General features: G+C 67.2%; 17 protein-coding genes. 10 read left to right on the forward strand and 7 right to left on the reverse strand.

Going from position 1 to position 17,725, the window contains the following annotated elements; genetic code table 11:
- Nucleotides 1–7: 7 nt before the first annotated feature.
- From AC1Q6V_RS23970 to AC1Q6V_RS24015, 10 genes are all read left to right on the forward strand, one after another.
- A complete protein-coding gene (locus AC1Q6V_RS23970) occupies nucleotides 8–2,158 on the forward strand; it encodes an acetate--CoA ligase family protein (RefSeq protein WP_037024410.1) in 2,151 nt (716 codons plus the stop codon).
- The gene (locus AC1Q6V_RS23975) at nucleotides 2,155–2,982 is read left to right on the forward strand and encodes an enoyl-CoA hydratase/isomerase family protein (RefSeq protein ID WP_081645129.1); all 828 of its coding nucleotides are present in this window, start codon (nucleotides 2,155–2,157) and stop codon (nucleotides 2,980–2,982) included. The genes AC1Q6V_RS23970 and AC1Q6V_RS23975 overlap by 4 nt, the downstream gene beginning before the upstream one ends.
- Nucleotides 2,983–2,986: 4 nt before the next feature.
- The gene (locus AC1Q6V_RS23980; protein WP_058698398.1) at nucleotides 2,987–3,904 is read left to right on the forward strand and encodes an ABC transporter permease; all 918 of its coding nucleotides are present in this window, start codon (nucleotides 2,987–2,989) and stop codon (nucleotides 3,902–3,904) included.
- Entirely contained in the window at nucleotides 3,901–4,791 is an 891-nt protein-coding gene (locus AC1Q6V_RS23985) for an ABC transporter permease (protein ID WP_052181628.1), read from the forward strand. The genes AC1Q6V_RS23980 and AC1Q6V_RS23985 overlap by 4 nt, the downstream gene beginning before the upstream one ends.
- 52 nt (nucleotides 4,792–4,843) lie before the next feature.
- Nucleotides 4,844–6,406: an ABC transporter substrate-binding protein gene (locus AC1Q6V_RS23990; RefSeq protein WP_010811807.1), complete on the forward strand. Its 1,563-nt coding sequence runs from the start codon at nucleotides 4,844–4,846 to the stop codon at nucleotides 6,404–6,406.
- Nucleotides 6,403–7,419 (forward strand): ABC transporter ATP-binding protein, encoded by a 1,017-nt coding sequence (locus tag AC1Q6V_RS23995; RefSeq protein ID WP_010811808.1) that lies wholly within the window; start codon nucleotides 6,403–6,405, stop codon nucleotides 7,417–7,419. The genes AC1Q6V_RS23990 and AC1Q6V_RS23995 overlap by 4 nt, the downstream gene beginning before the upstream one ends.
- Complete coding sequence (locus tag AC1Q6V_RS24000) at nucleotides 7,403–8,419, forward strand: ABC transporter ATP-binding protein (RefSeq protein WP_010811809.1); 1,017 nt, start codon at nucleotides 7,403–7,405, stop codon at nucleotides 8,417–8,419. Before AC1Q6V_RS23995 ends, AC1Q6V_RS24000 begins: the two co-directional genes overlap by 17 nt.
- Nucleotides 8,420–8,479: 60 nt before the next feature.
- The gene (locus AC1Q6V_RS24005) at nucleotides 8,480–9,931 is read left to right on the forward strand and encodes an aldehyde dehydrogenase family protein (RefSeq protein ID WP_010811810.1); all 1,452 of its coding nucleotides are present in this window, start codon (nucleotides 8,480–8,482) and stop codon (nucleotides 9,929–9,931) included.
- A 12-nt stretch (nucleotides 9,932–9,943) separates the two neighbouring features.
- Nucleotides 9,944–10,756, forward strand: a complete 813-nt coding sequence (locus AC1Q6V_RS24010) for an enoyl-CoA hydratase (protein ID WP_439668874.1) — start codon at nucleotides 9,944–9,946, stop codon at nucleotides 10,754–10,756.
- Nucleotides 10,757–10,826: 70 nt separating this feature from the next.
- Nucleotides 10,827–11,516, forward strand: a complete 690-nt coding sequence (locus AC1Q6V_RS24015; protein WP_037024413.1) for a TetR/AcrR family transcriptional regulator — start codon at nucleotides 10,827–10,829, stop codon at nucleotides 11,514–11,516.
- 145 nt (nucleotides 11,517–11,661) lie between these two features.
- Here AC1Q6V_RS24015 and AC1Q6V_RS24020 read toward each other — a convergent pair whose 3' ends face one another.
- From AC1Q6V_RS24020 to AC1Q6V_RS24050, 7 genes are read right to left on the reverse strand one after another with little or no spacing between them, the layout of a single operon-like run.
- Nucleotides 11,662–12,015 (reverse strand): RidA family protein, encoded by a 354-nt coding sequence (locus AC1Q6V_RS24020; RefSeq protein ID WP_010811813.1) that lies wholly within the window; start codon nucleotides 12,013–12,015, stop codon nucleotides 11,662–11,664.
- Nucleotides 12,012–13,220, reverse strand: a complete 1,209-nt coding sequence (locus AC1Q6V_RS24025; RefSeq protein ID WP_454750531.1) for an NAD(P)/FAD-dependent oxidoreductase — start codon at nucleotides 13,218–13,220, stop codon at nucleotides 12,012–12,014. Before AC1Q6V_RS24025 ends, AC1Q6V_RS24020 begins: the two co-directional genes overlap by 4 nt.
- Nucleotides 13,210–14,589: an FAD/NAD(P)-dependent oxidoreductase gene (locus AC1Q6V_RS24030; RefSeq protein WP_454750530.1), complete on the reverse strand. Its 1,380-nt coding sequence runs from the start codon at nucleotides 14,587–14,589 to the stop codon at nucleotides 13,210–13,212. The genes AC1Q6V_RS24025 and AC1Q6V_RS24030 overlap by 11 nt, the downstream gene beginning before the upstream one ends.
- Nucleotides 14,582–14,962, reverse strand: coding sequence for a (2Fe-2S)-binding protein (locus AC1Q6V_RS24035; protein WP_063048021.1), 381 nt, complete (start codon nucleotides 14,960–14,962; stop codon nucleotides 14,582–14,584). The genes AC1Q6V_RS24030 and AC1Q6V_RS24035 overlap by 8 nt, the downstream gene beginning before the upstream one ends.
- A complete protein-coding gene (locus tag AC1Q6V_RS24040) occupies nucleotides 14,952–16,088 on the reverse strand; it encodes an NAD(P)/FAD-dependent oxidoreductase (protein ID WP_010811817.1) in 1,137 nt (378 codons plus the stop codon). Before AC1Q6V_RS24040 ends, AC1Q6V_RS24035 begins: the two co-directional genes overlap by 11 nt.
- Nucleotides 16,089–16,101: 13 nt before the next feature.
- Entirely contained in the window at nucleotides 16,102–16,896 is a 795-nt protein-coding gene (locus AC1Q6V_RS24045) for an ABC transporter permease (protein WP_010811818.1), read from the reverse strand.
- A gap of 12 nt (nucleotides 16,897–16,908) precedes the next feature.
- A complete protein-coding gene (locus AC1Q6V_RS24050) occupies nucleotides 16,909–17,706 on the reverse strand; it encodes an ABC transporter permease (protein WP_234788257.1) in 798 nt (265 codons plus the stop codon).
- Nucleotides 17,707–17,725: the final 19 nt, after the last annotated feature.

A 17,725-nucleotide genomic window follows, 5' to 3' on the forward strand; every position in this document is an offset into this window, starting at 1 on the left:
TCCGAACATGACTACCACGCATCCTCTGCAGCGCCTCTTCCGGCCACGTCACGTCGCGTTGCTGGGCGTATCCCGGGACACCGACAAGGCCGGCTACAAGTTCCTGCGCTCGTTGCTTGACGCCGGCTTCGCCGGGCGGATCTCGCTGCTCGGCAGGCAGGCCGGCGAGCTTGACGGCCTGACGATCCACACCGAGCCGGACGATCTACCGGGCGATATCGATGTCGCCTTCAATCTGCTGGGCCCCGCGCAGACGCCGGCGGTGCTTGAGGCGGTTGCCGCGCGCGGCGCTGCATTCGCGGTGGTGTTCACCGCGGGCTTCGCCGAGATGGGCGAGGAAGGCGAGCGGCTGCAAGATGAGATGGTGCGTGCCTGCAACGCGCATGGCATGCGCATCGTCGGGCCGAACTGCATGGGATTGGCCAACCTGCATGTCGGGCTGAACCTGACCGAGATCACGCCGCTGCCGGCCGGCCCGGTTGCGCTGGTGTCGCAAAGCGGCAATGTCGCGGTCACGCTGTGGGACCAGGCACGCAAGCACGATCTCGGGTTCTCCTGCTTCGTTGGCTTCGGCAACCAGGCCGACATCCCGATGCACGAGTACATCGACTACCTTGGCCAGGACGACGACACGCGCGTGGTCGCGGTCTACCTGGAAGGCCTGCGGCCCGGCAGCGGTGATGCGTTCTTCGAAGCCTGCGCGCGGGTTTCCCGCAAGAAGCCGATCGTCGTGCTCAAGGGCGGGCGCACCTCGGCGGGACGGCGCGCGGCGCAATCGCACACCGCGTCGCTGTCGTCATCCGAACGGGTTTACCAGGCGCTCTTCGACGAGGCGGGCATGGTCGAGGTGAGCCAGCTGGAGCATCTGCTGCCAGCGGCCGAGGCGCTGATGCGCTGCCCGCCGATGATGGGGGACGATGTCGCAATTGTCGGCTCGGGCGGTGGCCACTCGACCGTCTGCACCGACGAGGTGGAGTCCGTGGGCCTGCGCGTGCCCGAATTCCCGGCAGCGGTGGTCGAGACACTGTCCGGCCTGTTGCCGTCGTGGGCGCCAAAGCGGAATCCGGTCGACATGACCGGCGCCTACATCAACGATCCGAGCCTGTTCTCGTCGCTGACCGAACTGGTGATGCGCGCCTGCCCGTCGTTCGATGCCGCCGTCAATTACGGGCTTTACGGGCTGTGGAAGGGCGGCGTGCTCGGCAAGGAAAGCCCGCACGACTACGCCAGCGCCGCGCCGTTGCTCGGCGCCTTGCAGACGAAGCTCGGCAAGCCGCTGGTCTTCTACACGCCTTACGCTGACCGCGCGCATCCGTCGTTCACTGCGATGCGCCAATCCGGGGTGCCGTGCCTGGAATCGATCGAATCGGTCGGCGTCGCGCTCGCGGCGTTGCGGCGGCGCGGCCGCTATCTGGCACGCGCCGGTGAAGCGCTGCCGCAGCGCCAGGTGGCACCGCTGCCGGCAGCGGCCGCCACGTCCGCGGTGCCGTCGCAGGACTACTCGTCCGAAGTCGCCGCGTACCGCCTGCTGGCGCGCCACGACGTGAAGCTGCCCGAGGTGCTCACGGCGGAGTCGCCCGAGGCGGCCGTAGCGCAGGCGGAACGGATCGGATATCCGGTCGTCGTCAAGGCGATCCTGCCTGGCGTCGCGCACAAGAGCGACATTGGTGGCGTACGCACCGGCCTGGGCGATGCCGGCGCGGTGCGCGACGCGGCGCGCGCGATTTCCCACAGCGTGTCGCAGGCGCTCGGTGCCGCCGCGCTCGACGGCTTTACCGTCACGCGCGACCTGGGCCGCCGCCGCGAGCTGATCGTTGGCGTGCGGCGCGACGTGTCACTGGCGTCGCTTGGCCTGATTGGTCTTGGCGGCGTGCTGACCGAAGCGTTCAACGACGTTGCCGTGGTGCTGCTGCCAGCCACGCCAGAACGCGTGTCGCGCGCACTGGCACGCCTCACCAGTGCGCGTGCCTGGGGCGAGTTCCGTGGCGAGCCCGCCGTGCCCGCCGATGCGCTTGCCGACCTGCTCAATCAGCTTGACGCCGCCCTGGGATCCGATCCCGTCATCGACAGCGTCGAATGCAACCCCGTGATGGTAGTCGGCCGGGAACTGGTTCCCGTTGACGCCGCCATCACCATCACCGAAAAGGAGCCGACGTGACTATCCCGATGCCGCTTACCGAAATGCGGGACAACGTGCTGACCATCACGTTCAACCGTCCGGAAAAACTCAACGCGCTCACGCCGGAAATCTACGCGTTTGTGGGTGACCGCGTCAGCGAAGCGAGCGCGGATCCCGCCTGCCGCGCGGTGGTGTTGCGCGGCAATGGCCGCGCCTTCTCGGCGGGCTTCGACCTGTCGCTCCAGATGGGAGAGCGCTCGCACGAAGACCGGCTGCACTCGCTGCACGAAATCGCGAACCGCGCGCGTTGGGCGGTGTGGCGCTGCAAGAAGCCGGTGATCGCGGCGATCCACGGCTACTGCATGGGGGGCGCGTTCGAACTGGTGCTGCCGTGCGACTTCACGATCGCCACCGAAAGCTGCACGCTGGGCGAGCCCGAGATCCTTTTCGGCGAAGGGCCGGCATTCATGATGGTGCCCTGGCTGGTCAACCACAAGATCGCCAAGGACATCCTGCTGACCGGCCGGCAGTTCACCGCGCCAGAAGCGCTGCGCATGGGCATCGTCAGCACGGTAGTGCCGGACGACGGGCTGGACGCCGCGGTGGCATCGCTGACGCAGAAGCTGTTGCGGCTGCCGCCTGCCGCGGTGACGATCAACAAGGTCGGCATCAACCGCGCCTACGAGACGCAAGGCATGGCTGCGCATATCGACAGCTGGGTGGAGACGGCGGCGTACCTGTCGTTCATGGACGACGAGGCGCGCGGCGAGTTCGCGCGCCGCGTGAAAGAGCAGGGGCCCAGCGCCGGCATCCAGTGGCGCACGCAGTATTACGCCGACGGCAAGACAGCCGCCGGGAGCTGACGCCATGCTGAACCTGATCAGCAAGCAGATCGGACTGGGGCTCGCGGTCGTCATCACGGCGGTCACGCTGACATTCTTCATGGTGCGCATGAGCGGCGATCCGACCGCGCAGATCCTGCCGCAGGACGCGACCGCCGAACAGCGCCTCGCCATGCAGAAGCAGCTCGGGCTGGACCAGCCGCTGCCACGCCAGTACATGAACTACATGCAAGGCGCGGCCAGGGGCGAGTTCGGCAACTCCTACTTCGATGGTGACACCGTGACGGCGATCATCATGCGCCGCCTGCCCAACACGGCGCTGCTTGCGTCGAGCGCGCTGGCCATCGCACTGGTCTTCGCCATTCCACTTGGTGTGCTGGCCGCCACGCGGCGCGGCGGCCTGCTCGATCGCTCGGTCCAGGTGATCAGCGTGCTGGGCGCGTCGGTGCCGTCGTTCTGGATGGGCCTGCTGATGATCCAGGTCTTCGCGGTCGGGCTGGGCTGGCTGCCGACTTACGGCATCGGCGGATGGCAGCACCTTGTGTTGCCGTCGCTCACGCTCGCGCTGTATGTGTTTCCCAGTGTCACGCGGCTCACCCGTTCGTCGATGCTCGAAGTCTTGCCATCGAGCTACGTCAATGCGGCCAGGGCGAAGGGAATGCCTGAGCGCCGCGTGATCTTCCGCACGGTGATGCGCAACGGCATCGTGCCCGTGCTGGCGCTGATCGCGCTCGAGATCGGCTCGCTGTTCGGCGGGGCCGTGCTGACCGAGACGGTGTTCTCCTGGCCGGGCATCGGCCGGCTCGCGATCGAATCGATACAGCGCCGGGACTTCCCTATCACCCAGGGCGTCGTGGCCTACGTGGCGGTGATCTTCGCGGTGCTTACCGTGCTCGTCGAGATCGTCATCCGCATCGTCAATCCGAGATTGAGGCAAGCATGATATCCACCACCACATCCGCTTTGCCTGCGCCGGCATGGCGACGGCTGAGCCGGCGCCTCGCGCACCAGCCGGTCGCCATGCTGCTGTGCGCAGCCTTCATTGCCCTCACGCTGGTCGCGGCAATTGCGGGAGATGCGCTGACGCCGTTCGACCCCACCTTCCAGGATCTCGGCAGCCGGCTGCTGCCGCCTGGCACGATCGGCGCCGAAGGGCGCTATTGGTTCGGCACCGACGCGCTCGGCCGCGACGTGCTGTCGTTGCTGGTGATGGGTGCGTGGCCCGCGCTGTTCGTGTCGGTTTGCGCGGTCTCGCTGGCGGCCGTGGCCGGGATTGGCGCGGGCATCCTGGCCGGCTACCGCGGCGGGCGCTTCGCGGTGCTGCTGCTGTACCTGTCGAACATCCAGCTGTCGTTTCCGTTCTTCCTGCTGGCCATCACGATCGTCGGCATCCTGAGCCCGAGCGTGCCGCTGGTGATCGCGGTGATCGGGCTCGGCACCTGGGTGCGCTTCGCCCGCGTCACCTACTCGGACACCAACCAGATCCGGCAGCTCGAATACGTCGAAGCGGTGCTGGTCATGCGCGGCAGCATCTGGCGCGTGCTGTTCCGGCACATCCTGCCCAACGTGCTGCCCAACGTGCTGGTGCTCGCGACCTTCGCCTTCGGCACCGCCATCGTCATGGAGAGCGGGCTGAGCTTCGTCGGCCTTGGCGTACCGACCGATTCGCCGACCTGGGGGCGCATGCTGAGCGAAGGCCGTGACTATATGGAGACCGCCTGGTGGCTCACCGTGTTCCCGGGCTCCTGCATTTTCCTGCTCGTACTGTCGATCAACGTGCTTGGCGAGCAGGTGCGCGACATATCCGATCCGAAAGTCAACCGGCGCTGAAGACGCCGGGTCCGCTCCGCCAACCAAGCTGTTCACCTCCAAGGAGAAGGTCATGAAAACGGGAGACTTTGTCGAAACGACAGCCATGCGCAGGGCAGCGCTGCGCGCCTGCCGTACGCTTGGGCTGGCGCTGGCCATATCGGCCGGCCTGGCCACCACGCCACCTGCGTACGCGGCAGGCACGGACGTGCGCATCGCGCTGTCGGGCGGTATCGACCAACTCGATCCGGCACGCACCGCCAATGGTCCCGACCTGGCGATCATCAGCCAGATCTACGACACGCTGCTGGTGCTGGATCCCAAGACCGGCAAGCTGCTGCCCAACCTGGCAACGTCCTACGCGCTCAAGGAGCCGACGTTGTGGGAATTCAAGCTGCGCAGCGACGTCAGGTTCCAGGATGGCAAGCCGCTGACCGCGGATGACGTCAAGTATTCGATCGACCGCATCCTCAATCCGGCGACGAACTCACTGCACGCGCCGCAGCTCGCGTCGGTTGCCGAGGTGATCATCGTCGATCCGGCCACGGTGCAGATCCGGACCAAGACGCCGGATCCGCTGTTGCCGCGTCGCATGCAGCCGATCGGCGGCAGTGGCCGCGTGTTCATCGTACCGAAGCACTATTTCGAATCACACAGCCAGCAGGAAGTCAATGACAAGCCAATGGGCTCCGGCCCGTACAAGCTGGCCGAATGGCGCAGGGGCACCTCGCTGACGCTCGAGCGCAACCCCGGCTACTGGGGCCAGAAGCCGGATGCGACCAGCGGACGCTACACGTTCATTCCCGAAAACGGAACGCGTGTGAACGCGCTGCTGCAGGGCGAGGTGGATATCATCCAGCGCGTGCCGATTGCCGATGTCGATCGCATCGAGAAGGCGCAGAACACCAAGGTCATCACCAGTATGGACGGCCTGGTGCACACCCTGCTGCTCGACTCGCGCAAGCCACCGTTCAACGACATCAAGGTGCGCAAGGCCTTTGCCGAATCGCTGGACATCAACAACATCGTCACGCACCTGCTGGGCAAATACGGCCGCGTCCTGGCGGTGCCGATGGCGCCGACTGTCGTGCAGTATGACAAGTCGATCAAGCCATACCAGACTGACCGCAAGGCGGCGAAGGCGGTGCTCGGGGGCAAACCCATTGAGCTGAAGACCTATACGTCAGACGGGCGCTATGTGAATGACCGCGATATCTATCAGGCGATCAACGCGCAGCTCAACTCGACCGGGTTCAAGATCCAGCCCCAGGTAATGGAGTGGGGGCGTCTGATCAGCCTGATGCAGACGAAGAGCGGCGGCCCCTTCTACATCATCGGCTGGGACTTCGGCGAAGGCGATGCGAGCAAGATCAACTCGTTCCTCAATTCGGTCTCGCCACTCAGCGTGACCAACGATCCCGAGTTTGACCGGCTGGCCGCGCAGGCGGGGAGCCAGATGGACGATGCGAAGCGTACCGAGGACTGGAAGGCCGCGCAGAAGCTCGTGAACGACCGCTACTACGTCGCTGCGGTGTGGCAGGCCGCATCGATCTACGGCTTCTCGAAGCGGCTGCAGTGGGATGCCCGCTTCGGTGACAATTTCGACCTGGCCACGGTCAAGGTTTCGGCGAAATGACCGTGTCCACGCTACGTGAACCGTCCGATGCGCCGGTGCTCGAGGTTGCCGACCTGGACGTGTCGTTCCGCACCCGCACGGACGACGTGCGGGTGGTGCGCGACCTGTCCTTCACGGTCGCGCGCGGCGAGGTGTTCGCGGTCATCGGTGAATCGGGCTCCGGCAAGTCGACGATGGCGCAGGCGGTGATGGGCCTCTTGCCTGGCACCACGCACACCAGCGGGCGCATCTCGCTTTGCGGGCAGCCCATCCATAATCTTGCGCCGGCCGCGCGCCGGCGCCTGTGCGGCGAACGGATGGCACTGATCAGCCAGGATGCCCTCGCTGCGCTCAATCCGTGCACGACAGTCGGCTTCCAGATCGCCGAGACGCTGATGGTGCATCGCGGCCTTGGGTACGGCGCGGCGATGCGGCGTGCGGTCGAGTTGCTGAAGCTGACCGGCATCCCTTCGCCCGACGAGCGCGTGCATCACTATCCGCATGAGTTCTCGGGCGGCATGCGCCAGCGCGCGCTGATCGCGATGGCGCTGGCGCTCGAGCCCGACATCCTGATCGCCGACGAGCCGACCACCGCGCTGGACGCGACCATCAAGGCGCAGATCCTGCAGTTGCTGATGCGCCTGAAGCGCGAACTCGGCATGGCCGTCCTCATCGTGACGCACGACATGGGCGTGGTCGCGCGCATGGCGGACCGGATGCTGGTGATGTACGCGGGACGGGCGGTCGAGACCGGTCCCGTGGTCGAAGTGTTCGACGCGCCTGCTCATCCCTACACGCGTGCGCTGCTCAAGGCGATTCCGCGGCTCGACCAGCCTGGCTTGGCGCTGCGCGCGATTTCCGGCGCGCCGCCGGCGCCGCAGGCAATGCCGCCGGGCTGCCCCTTCCATCCCCGCTGCCCGATGGCCGTGGCCGCCTGCGCCAGCGAGCTGCCACAGCCGATCCGGTTTGCCGGCGGGCGAACGTCGCAGTGCCGAATCCCACCGGGCGAGGTTCCATATGCAGAACGTGCATGATTTCCCGAAGGTGAAGCCTTCCAACGACGACACGCCGGTGCTGTGCACAAGCGGCCTCGGACGGCGCTTCCGCATCCCGCAGCCGTGGCCGGCAAAGCCGCTCACGCTCGATGCGGTCGACGACGTGACGCTGTCGCTCGCGCCAGGGAGGACGCTTGGCATCGTTGGCGAATCGGGCTGCGGCAAGTCGACGCTGTCGCGCATGCTGGTCGGTATCCTGCCGCCGTCCGAGGGCAGCCTGTACGTGGACGGCATCGACATCACCACTCTGCGAGGCGAGCGCTGGCGCGAGGTCATGCGCGATGTGCAGATGGTGTTCCAGTCGCCCTATACGGCGCTCAACCCGCGGCTGACCATTGGCGAGATCGTGCGCGAGCCGCTCGACATCCACGAGGCGCACCTGCCGAAAAGCGAGCGCACCGCACGCGCGGCCGCGATGCTCGAACGCGTCGGGCTGAACGCCGGCCATGCGTCGCGCTACCCATACTCGCTGTCGGGCGGGCAGCTGCAGCGGGTGGGCATCGCGCGCGCCCTGGTGCGGCCCGCGCGCGTGGTGGTCTGCGACGAGCCGGTGTCGGCGCTTGATGTATCCGTCCAGGCGCAGGTCGTCAACCTGTTGCGTGAACTGCAGGACGAACTCAAGGTGTCGTATGTGTTCGTGTCCCACGACCTGGCGGTGGTCGCAAACGTTTCGCACGACATCGTGGTGATGTACATGGGCCGCATCGTCGAGTCAGGCGTCGCCGCCGACGTCCTGCAGTCGCCGCGTCACCCCTATACGCAGGCGCTGGTCGACAGCGCGAACGTTCCCGATCCTCACGCCGAGCGCGCCCGCAAGCCGCGCGTGCTGACCGGCGATCTGCCGAGCCCGACCGATCCGCCGTCCGGTTGCCGCTTCCGCACGCGCTGCTGGATGGCGAGCGACGAGTGCGCGCGTTCGGTGCCCGCATTGATCCAGCGCTCGGGAGCGCCGCAGCGGGTCGCGTGTCATTTCGCCTGAGCCCTTTTTTGCCTGAACCATTTCGCACGGCCCCTAGCGGGCGCCATCGGGGATCATGAGATGAAGCATTGCCATACCTACGCCGCTGGAGCGTGGTTTGAATCGGGGGGATCGGAGGAAATCGATCTCGTCGACAGCTATACGGAAGCGGTGTATGCGAGGTTGCGCGCCAGCTCGCGTGCTGACGTCGATGTTGCGGTAGCGAGCGCGCGCAGCGCGGGGCGTTCCTGGGCGCAGACGCCGGTCGAAGTACGAGCGAACGCGCTTGTGCGCATCGCCGAAGCGCTGGCCGAACGCGCCGATGAACTCGCGCAAGCCATCACGCGCGAAGTTGGCATGCCCGGCAAGCTGAGCCGGCGCATCCAGGTCGACGTACCCATCCGGGCGTGGCGGCGCCAGGCGGAACTGGCTGAGACGCTGGCACGGCCAGAGCGAATCGGTCATTCGATCGTAGAACGGCTGCCGGCTGGCGTGGTGGCGTGCATCACACCGTGGAACTATCCGCTGCATCAGCTCACGGCCAAGGTGGCTTGCGCGCTCGCCGCGGGCTGCACCGTGGTCGTCAAGCCTTCGGAGGTGGCGCCCGCGAGCGGGCTCATTTTGGCCGATGCGGTAGCGTCGGCGGGGCTGCCGGCAGGGGTTTTCAATCTTGTCAACGGTCGCGGTGAAAATGTGGGCGCGGCGCTCGCCGGGCACCCGGATATCGACATGGTCTCGTTCACCGGCTCTACCTCGGTGGGGCGCAGGATTGCCGCCGATGCGGGGGCACAGCTCAAGCGCGTCGCTTTGGAATTGGGTGGAAAGTCTGCCGCACTGATCCTGCCGGATGCGGACCTGGCAACGGCAGTCAAGGCCACGTTAGCCAATTGCCTGCTCAATTCCGGTCAGACCTGCTCGGCGCTGAGCCGGCTCCTCGTGCCACGTGAACGCTACGCGGAAGTCGTTGCCATGCTGCGCGAACAGGTCAGGACCTACGTCATGGGCGACCCTTCGGATCCTGCGACGCGGCTTGGCCCGCTGGCTTCGATGTCCCAGTTGGCGCGGGTGCGGTCCCTCGTCGACGCTGCACTGGCGGATGGCGCGACGGTCGTCGCAGGTGGGCCCGACGCGCTGCCGGTGCCGTCGCACGGCTATTTCTTCGCGCCGACAGTGCTGGGCAATGTGGATCCGTCGATGCCGGTCGCACAGCAAGAAGTGTTTGGGCCGGTGCTGGTGCTGCTGGCCTACGACAACGTTGACGAGGCCGTGGAGATCGCCAACGGCACGCGTTACGGGCTCGCCGCCAGCGTATGGGGGCCAATGCCCGACGCCGCATGGTCGGTAGCACGCCGGTTGCGCGCGGGACAGATCGACGTGAACGGCGCGCCGTTCAATCCCGACGCACCGTTCGGCGGCTTCGGCGACTCGGGCATCGGGCGGGAAAACGGCCTGCACGGCCTGCATGAGTTTGTCGATACCGTTTCATATCAATTACCTGCCGACCACATCGGGAACCTGGTCGGCGCAAGCTGAGGAAGCCACGACATGGACTACACAGAGTTGAACTACGTCGTACAGGACGCCGTTGCCACGATCGAGCTCAATCGGCCGGACCAGCTCAATGCGCTGACGTTCAGGCTGGAGGCGGAGTTGTACCAGGCGATTGCCGACGCCGATGCCGACCCGGAGGTGCGGACCATCCTTGTCACTGGCGCGGGCCGGGCATTTTGTGCCGGCATGGACATTTCCCAGCTGGAAGGCTTGCCGCCCGAGGATATCCGCTCGCGGCGCCACATGCGGACGTTCGACATGAACCGGCGGGCGGACTACCAGACGCGCTATTCCTACTTTCCCGCCTGCAGCAAGCCCATCATCAGCGCCGTCAACGGTGCGGCCGCTGGCCTGGGGCTTGTGCTCGCGCTTTACAGCGACTTTCGGCTCGCATCGCGTTCGGCGGTATTCACGACGGCATTCGCAAAGCGGGGGCTGGTCGCCGAGCATGGCGTGGCGTGGATCCTGCCGAGGATCGTCGGCGCCGCGCATGCGACCGATCTGCTGATGACGTCGCGCAGGGTGGAAGCGGACGAGGCGTTGCGTATGGGGCTGGTGCACCAGTTGTCGGATGCCACTGATTTCCGCGCCAGCGCACATGCCTTCGCGATGCGGCTCGGTCGCGACGTGTCGCCGCGCTCGCTACGCGTGATGAAGCGGCAGCTCTGGGAGGCCCCTTTCCAGGCCCTGGCCGAAGCGGTGCGCCTGGCCAACGACGAGATGGTGAAAAGCCTCGGAAGCGATGACTTCCGCGAAGGTGTCGCGCATTTTGTTGAACGTCGTGCACCGGTGTTTACCGGCCAATAGGCCAAGCGGGCGGGGCATAGGACCGCCTTTGTTAGAATCGCTGACTTGACATGTGAGAGAGGGGAAGTCGATGACGGCAGACTCGCTTGCCGGGGCGGGCGACGTACCATCGTCACTGAGATTCGAAGAGATGCTGGGGCGCAAGTCCCTGGATCGGTCGTTGTCGAAGCGCGAGCGTACCCGCTATGTATTCATGACGATCGCGGCGCGTTGCCTCCAGGATAATCCCGCGGAGAATCCCACGGTAGAAGTCGTCCTCTCGCAATCCGGGCTGGCGCGCAGCACCTTCTACAACCACTTCAAGGACATCGACGACTGCATCTTCGAAGTGCTCGACCTGTTCTTCGAGTACATCGAGGGCAGCCGCGTCAGCAGCTCGCGCGAACTGTCGACCTTCGATGCCATTGTCGAAGCCAATATGTGGTACGCGCGCGCCTACGCGGCGAACGCGAACCTGTTCGCGGCCATTCATCGCAACAGCGCCTTGCGCAAGGTGCGCGAACAACGTAACGCGCAGTGGGCGATGAAGATCGTGCATGTATCGGGGCGTCGGCGTGGCCGCGAATTCATTGGCGCCGAGCGCATCGAATATGCCGGCACGATCCGCATGCTGATCACGATGACGATCGAAGTCCTGCGCGAGCGTTTCGTGGCCAATGACGTGCTCCTCGCCGAAGCGTTTCCGACGGCCGACGAGGTCGCAATGAAAGTGAGTGAAATCTGGTACGAGGTGATGCAGCGCTATGAGCAGAAGGCGTGAGCGGAACCGGCTCCGGCTGCGGCTCCGGTAACGAGCCGCTGGTCCGCCAGCGCCCGTGAACTGCACGCCAACAGCCGGACACCGGCTGTTGGCGTGCAGTTCAAATCGGCCGGACTTCATGCGCGTTTGATGGCAGCGCCCAGCGTCAGACCGCGGCCGTCACGATGATTTCCACCAGCAATTCGGGACGTGCGAGCTTGGCCTCGCAGGTTGCGCGCGTCGGCACGGCGTCCTCGGGAATCCAGGCTTCCCAGGCGGCGTTCATGCCGGCAAAGTCCTTGTCGATATCCTTGAGCCAGATCTGCGCGGACAGCAGCCTGGTCTTGTCGCTGCCGACGGTGGCGAGGTAGCCCTCGATCTTTTCCAGGACATCGCGCGTCTGGGCGCCGATATCCCCGGAGATGTCGCTGGCCGTGACACCGGCCACGTAGACCACGCCGCTGTGCACGACGAGACGGGAAAGACGTTTGGTGGACTGGAAGCGCTGGATATTGCTCATCCGTATGACCTCGAAGAAGAATGAAGGGTGGAGCGGCCGGCTGGAACCTGCTCCCGTAGTGCGCCGGCCAAGGCACTGCGGGGCTTGCTGAAGCGGCCGATGGCAAAGGCATCGATCGGCAGGGTGGAGCGTTGTTCGGTGATGAGTTCGGCGACGATCTGGCCGACGATGGGGCCGAGTTCGAAGCCGTGCGCGGAGAAGCCAAAGGCATGCACCACGCCTGGAGCGGACTGGCTGGGGCCGATGACCGGAATCTGGTCGGGCATGAAGGCCTCGACGCCGGCCCATGCGCGGTTGATGCCAAGCGGGCCAAGGTGCGGGAACAGCGCCGTCACCGTCCGCGCGCTGGTGCCGAGCCTGAGCATGTCGACTTCGCCATGACGTGCCTGCGCATCGGCAGGGCAGCGCAAGCCGCCGCCGATCAGCACGGTGCCGTTGTCGAACTGCTTGAACGAGAGCGCACGCCCGGTGGCGCCGAGCACAGGCTTCACGAACGGGGCCACGCGGTGCGTGATCATCAGCATCAGTCCGCCGGCCTCGAGCGGCACGGGTTCGCCGAGCTGTGCCGCGAATTCCCCGGCCCAGGCGCCCGCCGTGTTGACAAGGCGTTCGGCGCGGAACACGCCCCGCGGCGTATGCACATGCCAGCGGCCGCCGGCCTGTTCCAGGCGTCCCGCCGGCGTGGCTTCGTGCACCACCACGCCTGCCGCTTGCGCGGCCCGGCGGAACGCCATGACGGCACGATAGGGCAACGCGTGCCCGTCGCGGCACGCCCAGATGGCGCCGGTGACATGCGGCGCGATGGACGGGACCAGCTCCCGCACCGCGTGTCCGTCGACAAGCCTTTCGTGCGTAAAGCCGAGGGCTTCGAGCCGGGTCACGCGCTGGCGCAGCGTGTCGAGCTCGGCATCGGTTTCCGCCACCTTCAGCTGGCCGCTGGGGACGAAGCCGGCGTCGTCGCCGGTGAGTTCGCCAAGGCGATGCCAGAGCTCGCGCGAGGCCAGCGCCAGCGGAATCTCGGCGAGGTGGCGGCCCAGGGTGCGCACGCCGCCGGCATTGACGCCGGACGCGTGCCGGCCGCAATACTCGGCTTCGAGCAGCGTGACGCGCAGCCCCTTGCGCACGAGATGGAGCGCGCTCGAGGTGCCATGCAAGCCGCCGCCGATGACAATCACGTCGGCATCGGCACCGCGATCAGGCTTCACTGGCCAGTTCTCCGAGCGTGACCGGCTTGATCGGCGGCCGGATGCGGTAGTAGCCGACCTCCTGCGGCGGCACGCCACGCGCGTCGGCGATGACCTCGGTCACCGTCAGCCCGCATTGGCGCCCCTGGCAAGGCCCCATGCCGCAGCGCCCGAAAGACTTGGCCTGGTTGGGGCCGCTGCAGCCCAGCGCGACGAAGCCGCGGATATCGCCGGCGGTCACTTCCTCGCAGCGGCATACGACCACATCGTCGGCCGGCACTCGGTTGGCCGGCTTGGGGCGGTACAGCGCGTCGAGGAATGGCCGGATGCCCAGGTGCGAGCGCAGCGCGGCGCGCAGCGGCACGGCCAGGCGGTCCCATTGTGGGGCGCCGAGCTTGCCCACGTTGTGGGAGGCCGCCAGGCCGGCCAGCTCGCCCTGCAGCGCGGCGGCCACGGCGCCGCCAATGCCGCGGCCATCGCCCGCCACGAAGATGCCGGGCACGTCGAGCGTGCCCCATTCGTCCACCACCGGCTGCCAGCACAGCTGCGTGTCGTCCCAGCGGTGCGCCGCGCGCAGCGCCCAGCTGAACTGGGTGTTGGGCACCACGCCCTGGTGCAGCAGCACCGCATTGGTGGCAAGGCGGTGGGCCTGCCCGCGGCTGGTGAAGTGGAGGGCCCGCACCGCGTCGTCGCCCTCGATCGACAAGGCCGACGCCCCTTTGTAGAACGGCACGCCGCCGCGCTTCAGGGCGCGCATCAGCGCCAGGCCCTTTTTCAGGTAGCGCCAGCCGGCCAGCGCGCCGCCCAGGTGGGCCAGCGCGCGCTTGTAGTCGGCGCCATCGGTGGTATCGACGATGGCGCGGATCGGCACCCCGGCCCGCACATATTGCCAGCCCAGCAGGTACAGCAGCGGGCCGCAGCCGGCCAGCACCACCGGTTCGGCAGGCACCACGTCGGCGCTCTTGAGCAGGATCTGCGCGGCGCCGGCAGTCAGCACACCGGGCAGTGTCCAGCCCGGGATCGGGAAGGGGCGTTCCATGGCGCCAGTGCACAGGATCACCTGCCGGGCCTGCAGGCTGGCCACGCTGCCGTTGCGCAGGTAATGCACCGTGTGCTCGCGCGTGACCTGCCACACCGCTGCGCCGGTGATGTGCTGCGCGCTGCTGGCGGCAAATCGGTCTGCCAGCGCGCGGCCGGCCGCGTAGTCGGGGCCCAGGATACGCAGTCGCTCCGGCGGGGCGCTCTGGATGCTGCGATAGATCTGGCCGCCACAGGCTTCCTGCTCATCGAGCAGGGCCACGCGCGCGCCGGTAGCGGCGGCGGCCACCGCGGCAGCCATGCCGGCCGGGCCGGCGCCGACGATGGCGATGTCCACCTCGAGGTCAGCCATGTTCCACCTCCGGGGCACGGGCAGCGGGCACGGCGGGCGGCAACGGCAGGGTGCGCGCGCCATCCTGGGTGCGCACGCGCATGCCTTCGCTGACGGTCACCAGGCAGCTTTGCCGGCTCGGTTGCCCGTCGATTTCCATCAGGCATTCGAAGCAGACGCCCATCATGCAGTACGGTGCGCGCGGCTCGCCGCTGACCGGCGAATTGCGGAAGCGGGTCACGCCGCTGGCCAGCAGCGCCGCGGCAACGCTGCACCGGGCCGGCACCCGCAGCGGCGCGCCGTTGAATTCGATGGCGACCGTATCGGCGCCGGCGCTGCTGCCGGCATTGCCGCCGGGGGCGGCCATCCGTTTGAACAAGCGATCAGTGGGCATGGTGGAAGGTCTGGTTGGAGTTCAGGAAGCGGTCGCCGGCGAACACGTCGATACCGTGCGGGCGCTCGCCGCCCGCCACCCAGGGTGCGACCCGCAGCGCATGCGAGGCGGCCAGCGTGACGCCGCTATGGCACGTGGTGACAAAGGCGCCCGGACAGGCCTGGCTCTCCTGGTAGATCGGGAAGCCGTCCGGGCTCATCACGCGCAGCGCACCCCAGGCCCGCACCAGCTTGAGGCCGGCCAGCGCGGGGAAACTGCGCACGCCGCGCCGGGCAATCTGGGCGAGCACGTCGGCGGTGGTGCCGTCGTCGAAGCCGACGTCTTCCATCGAGTCGCCCAGCTGGATCGTGCCTTCGTCGGTCTGGCGCACGTAGGTGGTCGGGAAATCGAGGAAGGGCGTGGCGCGTTCGCCGATCAGGACCTGGCCGCGGTTCGGCGCCACCGGCGCATGCAGGCCAACCTGCGCCGCAAGCTCGCGGTTGCCGAGGCCGGCGGCCAGCACGACGCGTGGTGCGGCAAAGCGCGCCTTGCCACCTTCGCCCGCATGGACGGTGAAGCCGCCCGCCTCGGGCGTGATCGATTGCGCGCCATGCCGGCCGACGATGCGGACGCCGCGCGCCTGGCAGGCGGCATGCAGCGCGCGCAGCAGCTTGAGCGGATTGGTGTGCCCGTCCATCGGCGTATAGCTGGCACCGGCCACGGCCGGCCCGACGCCGGGTAGCCGCTGCGCCACCTCGCGGTGGTCGAGCATCTCGAACGGATAGTCGCCGTCCAGAGCGTCCTGGATGCCCTGAAGGCGTTGCCGGCGCTCTTCGATCTCCTGCTCGGAAAAGCACAGGTGGAAGCCGCCGGGCTGCCTGAGGCAGACGTCGATGCCGGTTTCGTCGCGCAGCGCATCGCGCAGCTGCGGCCACAGGCGCGCCGAGCCCAGCGTCCAGCGCGCGTAGGGCGCCATGCCGAAGCCCTTGCCCTGGACCCATACCAGGCCGAAATTGCCGCGCGAGGCGCGCAGGGCATCGTCGCCCTCGTCGAGCACGGTGACACGCGCGCCTTGCCTGGCCGCGCCGTAGGCAATGGCAGTGCCAACCAGGCCGCCGCCAATCACGATGAGATCGGATGTAGTCATGTCAGTCGGGGGTTCAGTTCTTGCCGATCAGCACGCGGTCGAGGCCGACGATACGGTCCAGCAGCACCATCAGCACGAGCGTACCGACGATCAGCACCGTGGATACCGAAGCGACCAGCGGATCGATAGTCTGCGCGATCTGGTTGTACATCGCCACTGGCAGCGTGGTGGTGCCGGGCGTGGCCACGAATACGGTCATGGTCAGCTCGTCGAAGCTCTGGATAAAGGCGAGCATCCAGCCGCCAACCACGCCGGGCAGGATCAGCGGCAGCACCACGCGGCGAAATGCCGTGAAGCGGCTGGCGCCGAGCGAGAGCGCCGCGCGCTCGGCATCGCGGTCCAGGCCCGTGGCCGCAGCCAGCACCAGCCGCAGCGCATAGGGCATGACCACCACCACGTGCGTGAGCGCCAGCCAGAAGAACGAGCCGGTCGCGCCCAGCGTGGTAAAGAAGCGCAGGAAGGCCACGCCCAGCACCACATGCGGGATCATCAGCGGCGACAGGAAGAAGGCCATCAGCGCGCCACGGCCGGGAAAGCGATGGCGGACCAGCGCCAGCGCGGCGGGCACCGCCAGCGCCACCGCGATGGTGGCGCTGGACAGGCCGAGCGTCAGCGACAGCCAGAAGGCGTCGACGATCTCGTGCGCATCGGCAATGGCGCGGAACCAGCGCAGCGAGAAGCCGTCGGTGGGCATGGAGATATAGCCCTTGCCGGTGAAGGACACGGCCACCACCATCAGCAGCGGCGCCACCATGAAGACGATGAACAGGGCGTGGAACAGCAGGGAAAGCGGACCATTCTTGCGCATGGCGTCGGCTCCTTATGCGTCGAAGACTTGGCGGAAGCGGCGCTCCACCAGCCGGTTGCAGCCGACGATGACGATCACGTTGGCCACCAGCAGTAGCACCGCGATCGATGCGCCCAGCGGCCAGTTCAGCGTGTTCAGGAATTCGTCGTAGGCGGCGGTGGCCACCACCTTGAGCCGGCGGCCGCCGAGGATGGCCGGGGTGGCAAAGGCCGATGCCGACAGCGCGAAGACGATGATGCTGCCCGACAGGATGCCGGGCAGGATCTGCGGCAGGACCACGCGGCGGAACACCGTGAACGGCGAGGCACCGAATGCCTGGCCGGCCTGTTCCACCTGCGGGTCGAGTTTCTGCAGCGACGCCCACACCGAAATCACCATGAACGGCATCATCACGTGGGTCAGCGCGACAATGACGCCGGTCTGCGTGAAGACGAGCTTCAGCGGCGCGTCGACAATGCCCAGCCATTGCAGTGCCTCATTGATCAGCCCGTTGTTGCCCATCAGGATGGCCCAGCCCAGCGTGCGCACCACCACCGAGATCAGCAGCGGACCCAGGATGACGATCAGGAACAGCCCGCGCCACGGGCTGCGCATGCGCGACAGGATGATGGTCTCGGGCACGCCGAACACGATGGACAGCACCGTCACCGCCAGCGCCATGCCCGCCGTGCGCAGGAAGATCTCGTGGTAATAGCTGTCGCCGAGGATTTCCAGGTAGTTGGCAGCCGTCATCTCCGGCAGCACGCCGCGCGTGCCGTCGAACGCGTGGAACGACAGCAGCGCCGTGAGTGCCAGCGGGACCAGCAGCATCGCGCAGAACAGCAGCAGG

Source organism: Cupriavidus sp. GW823-FHT07B10 (assembly GCF_058794355.1).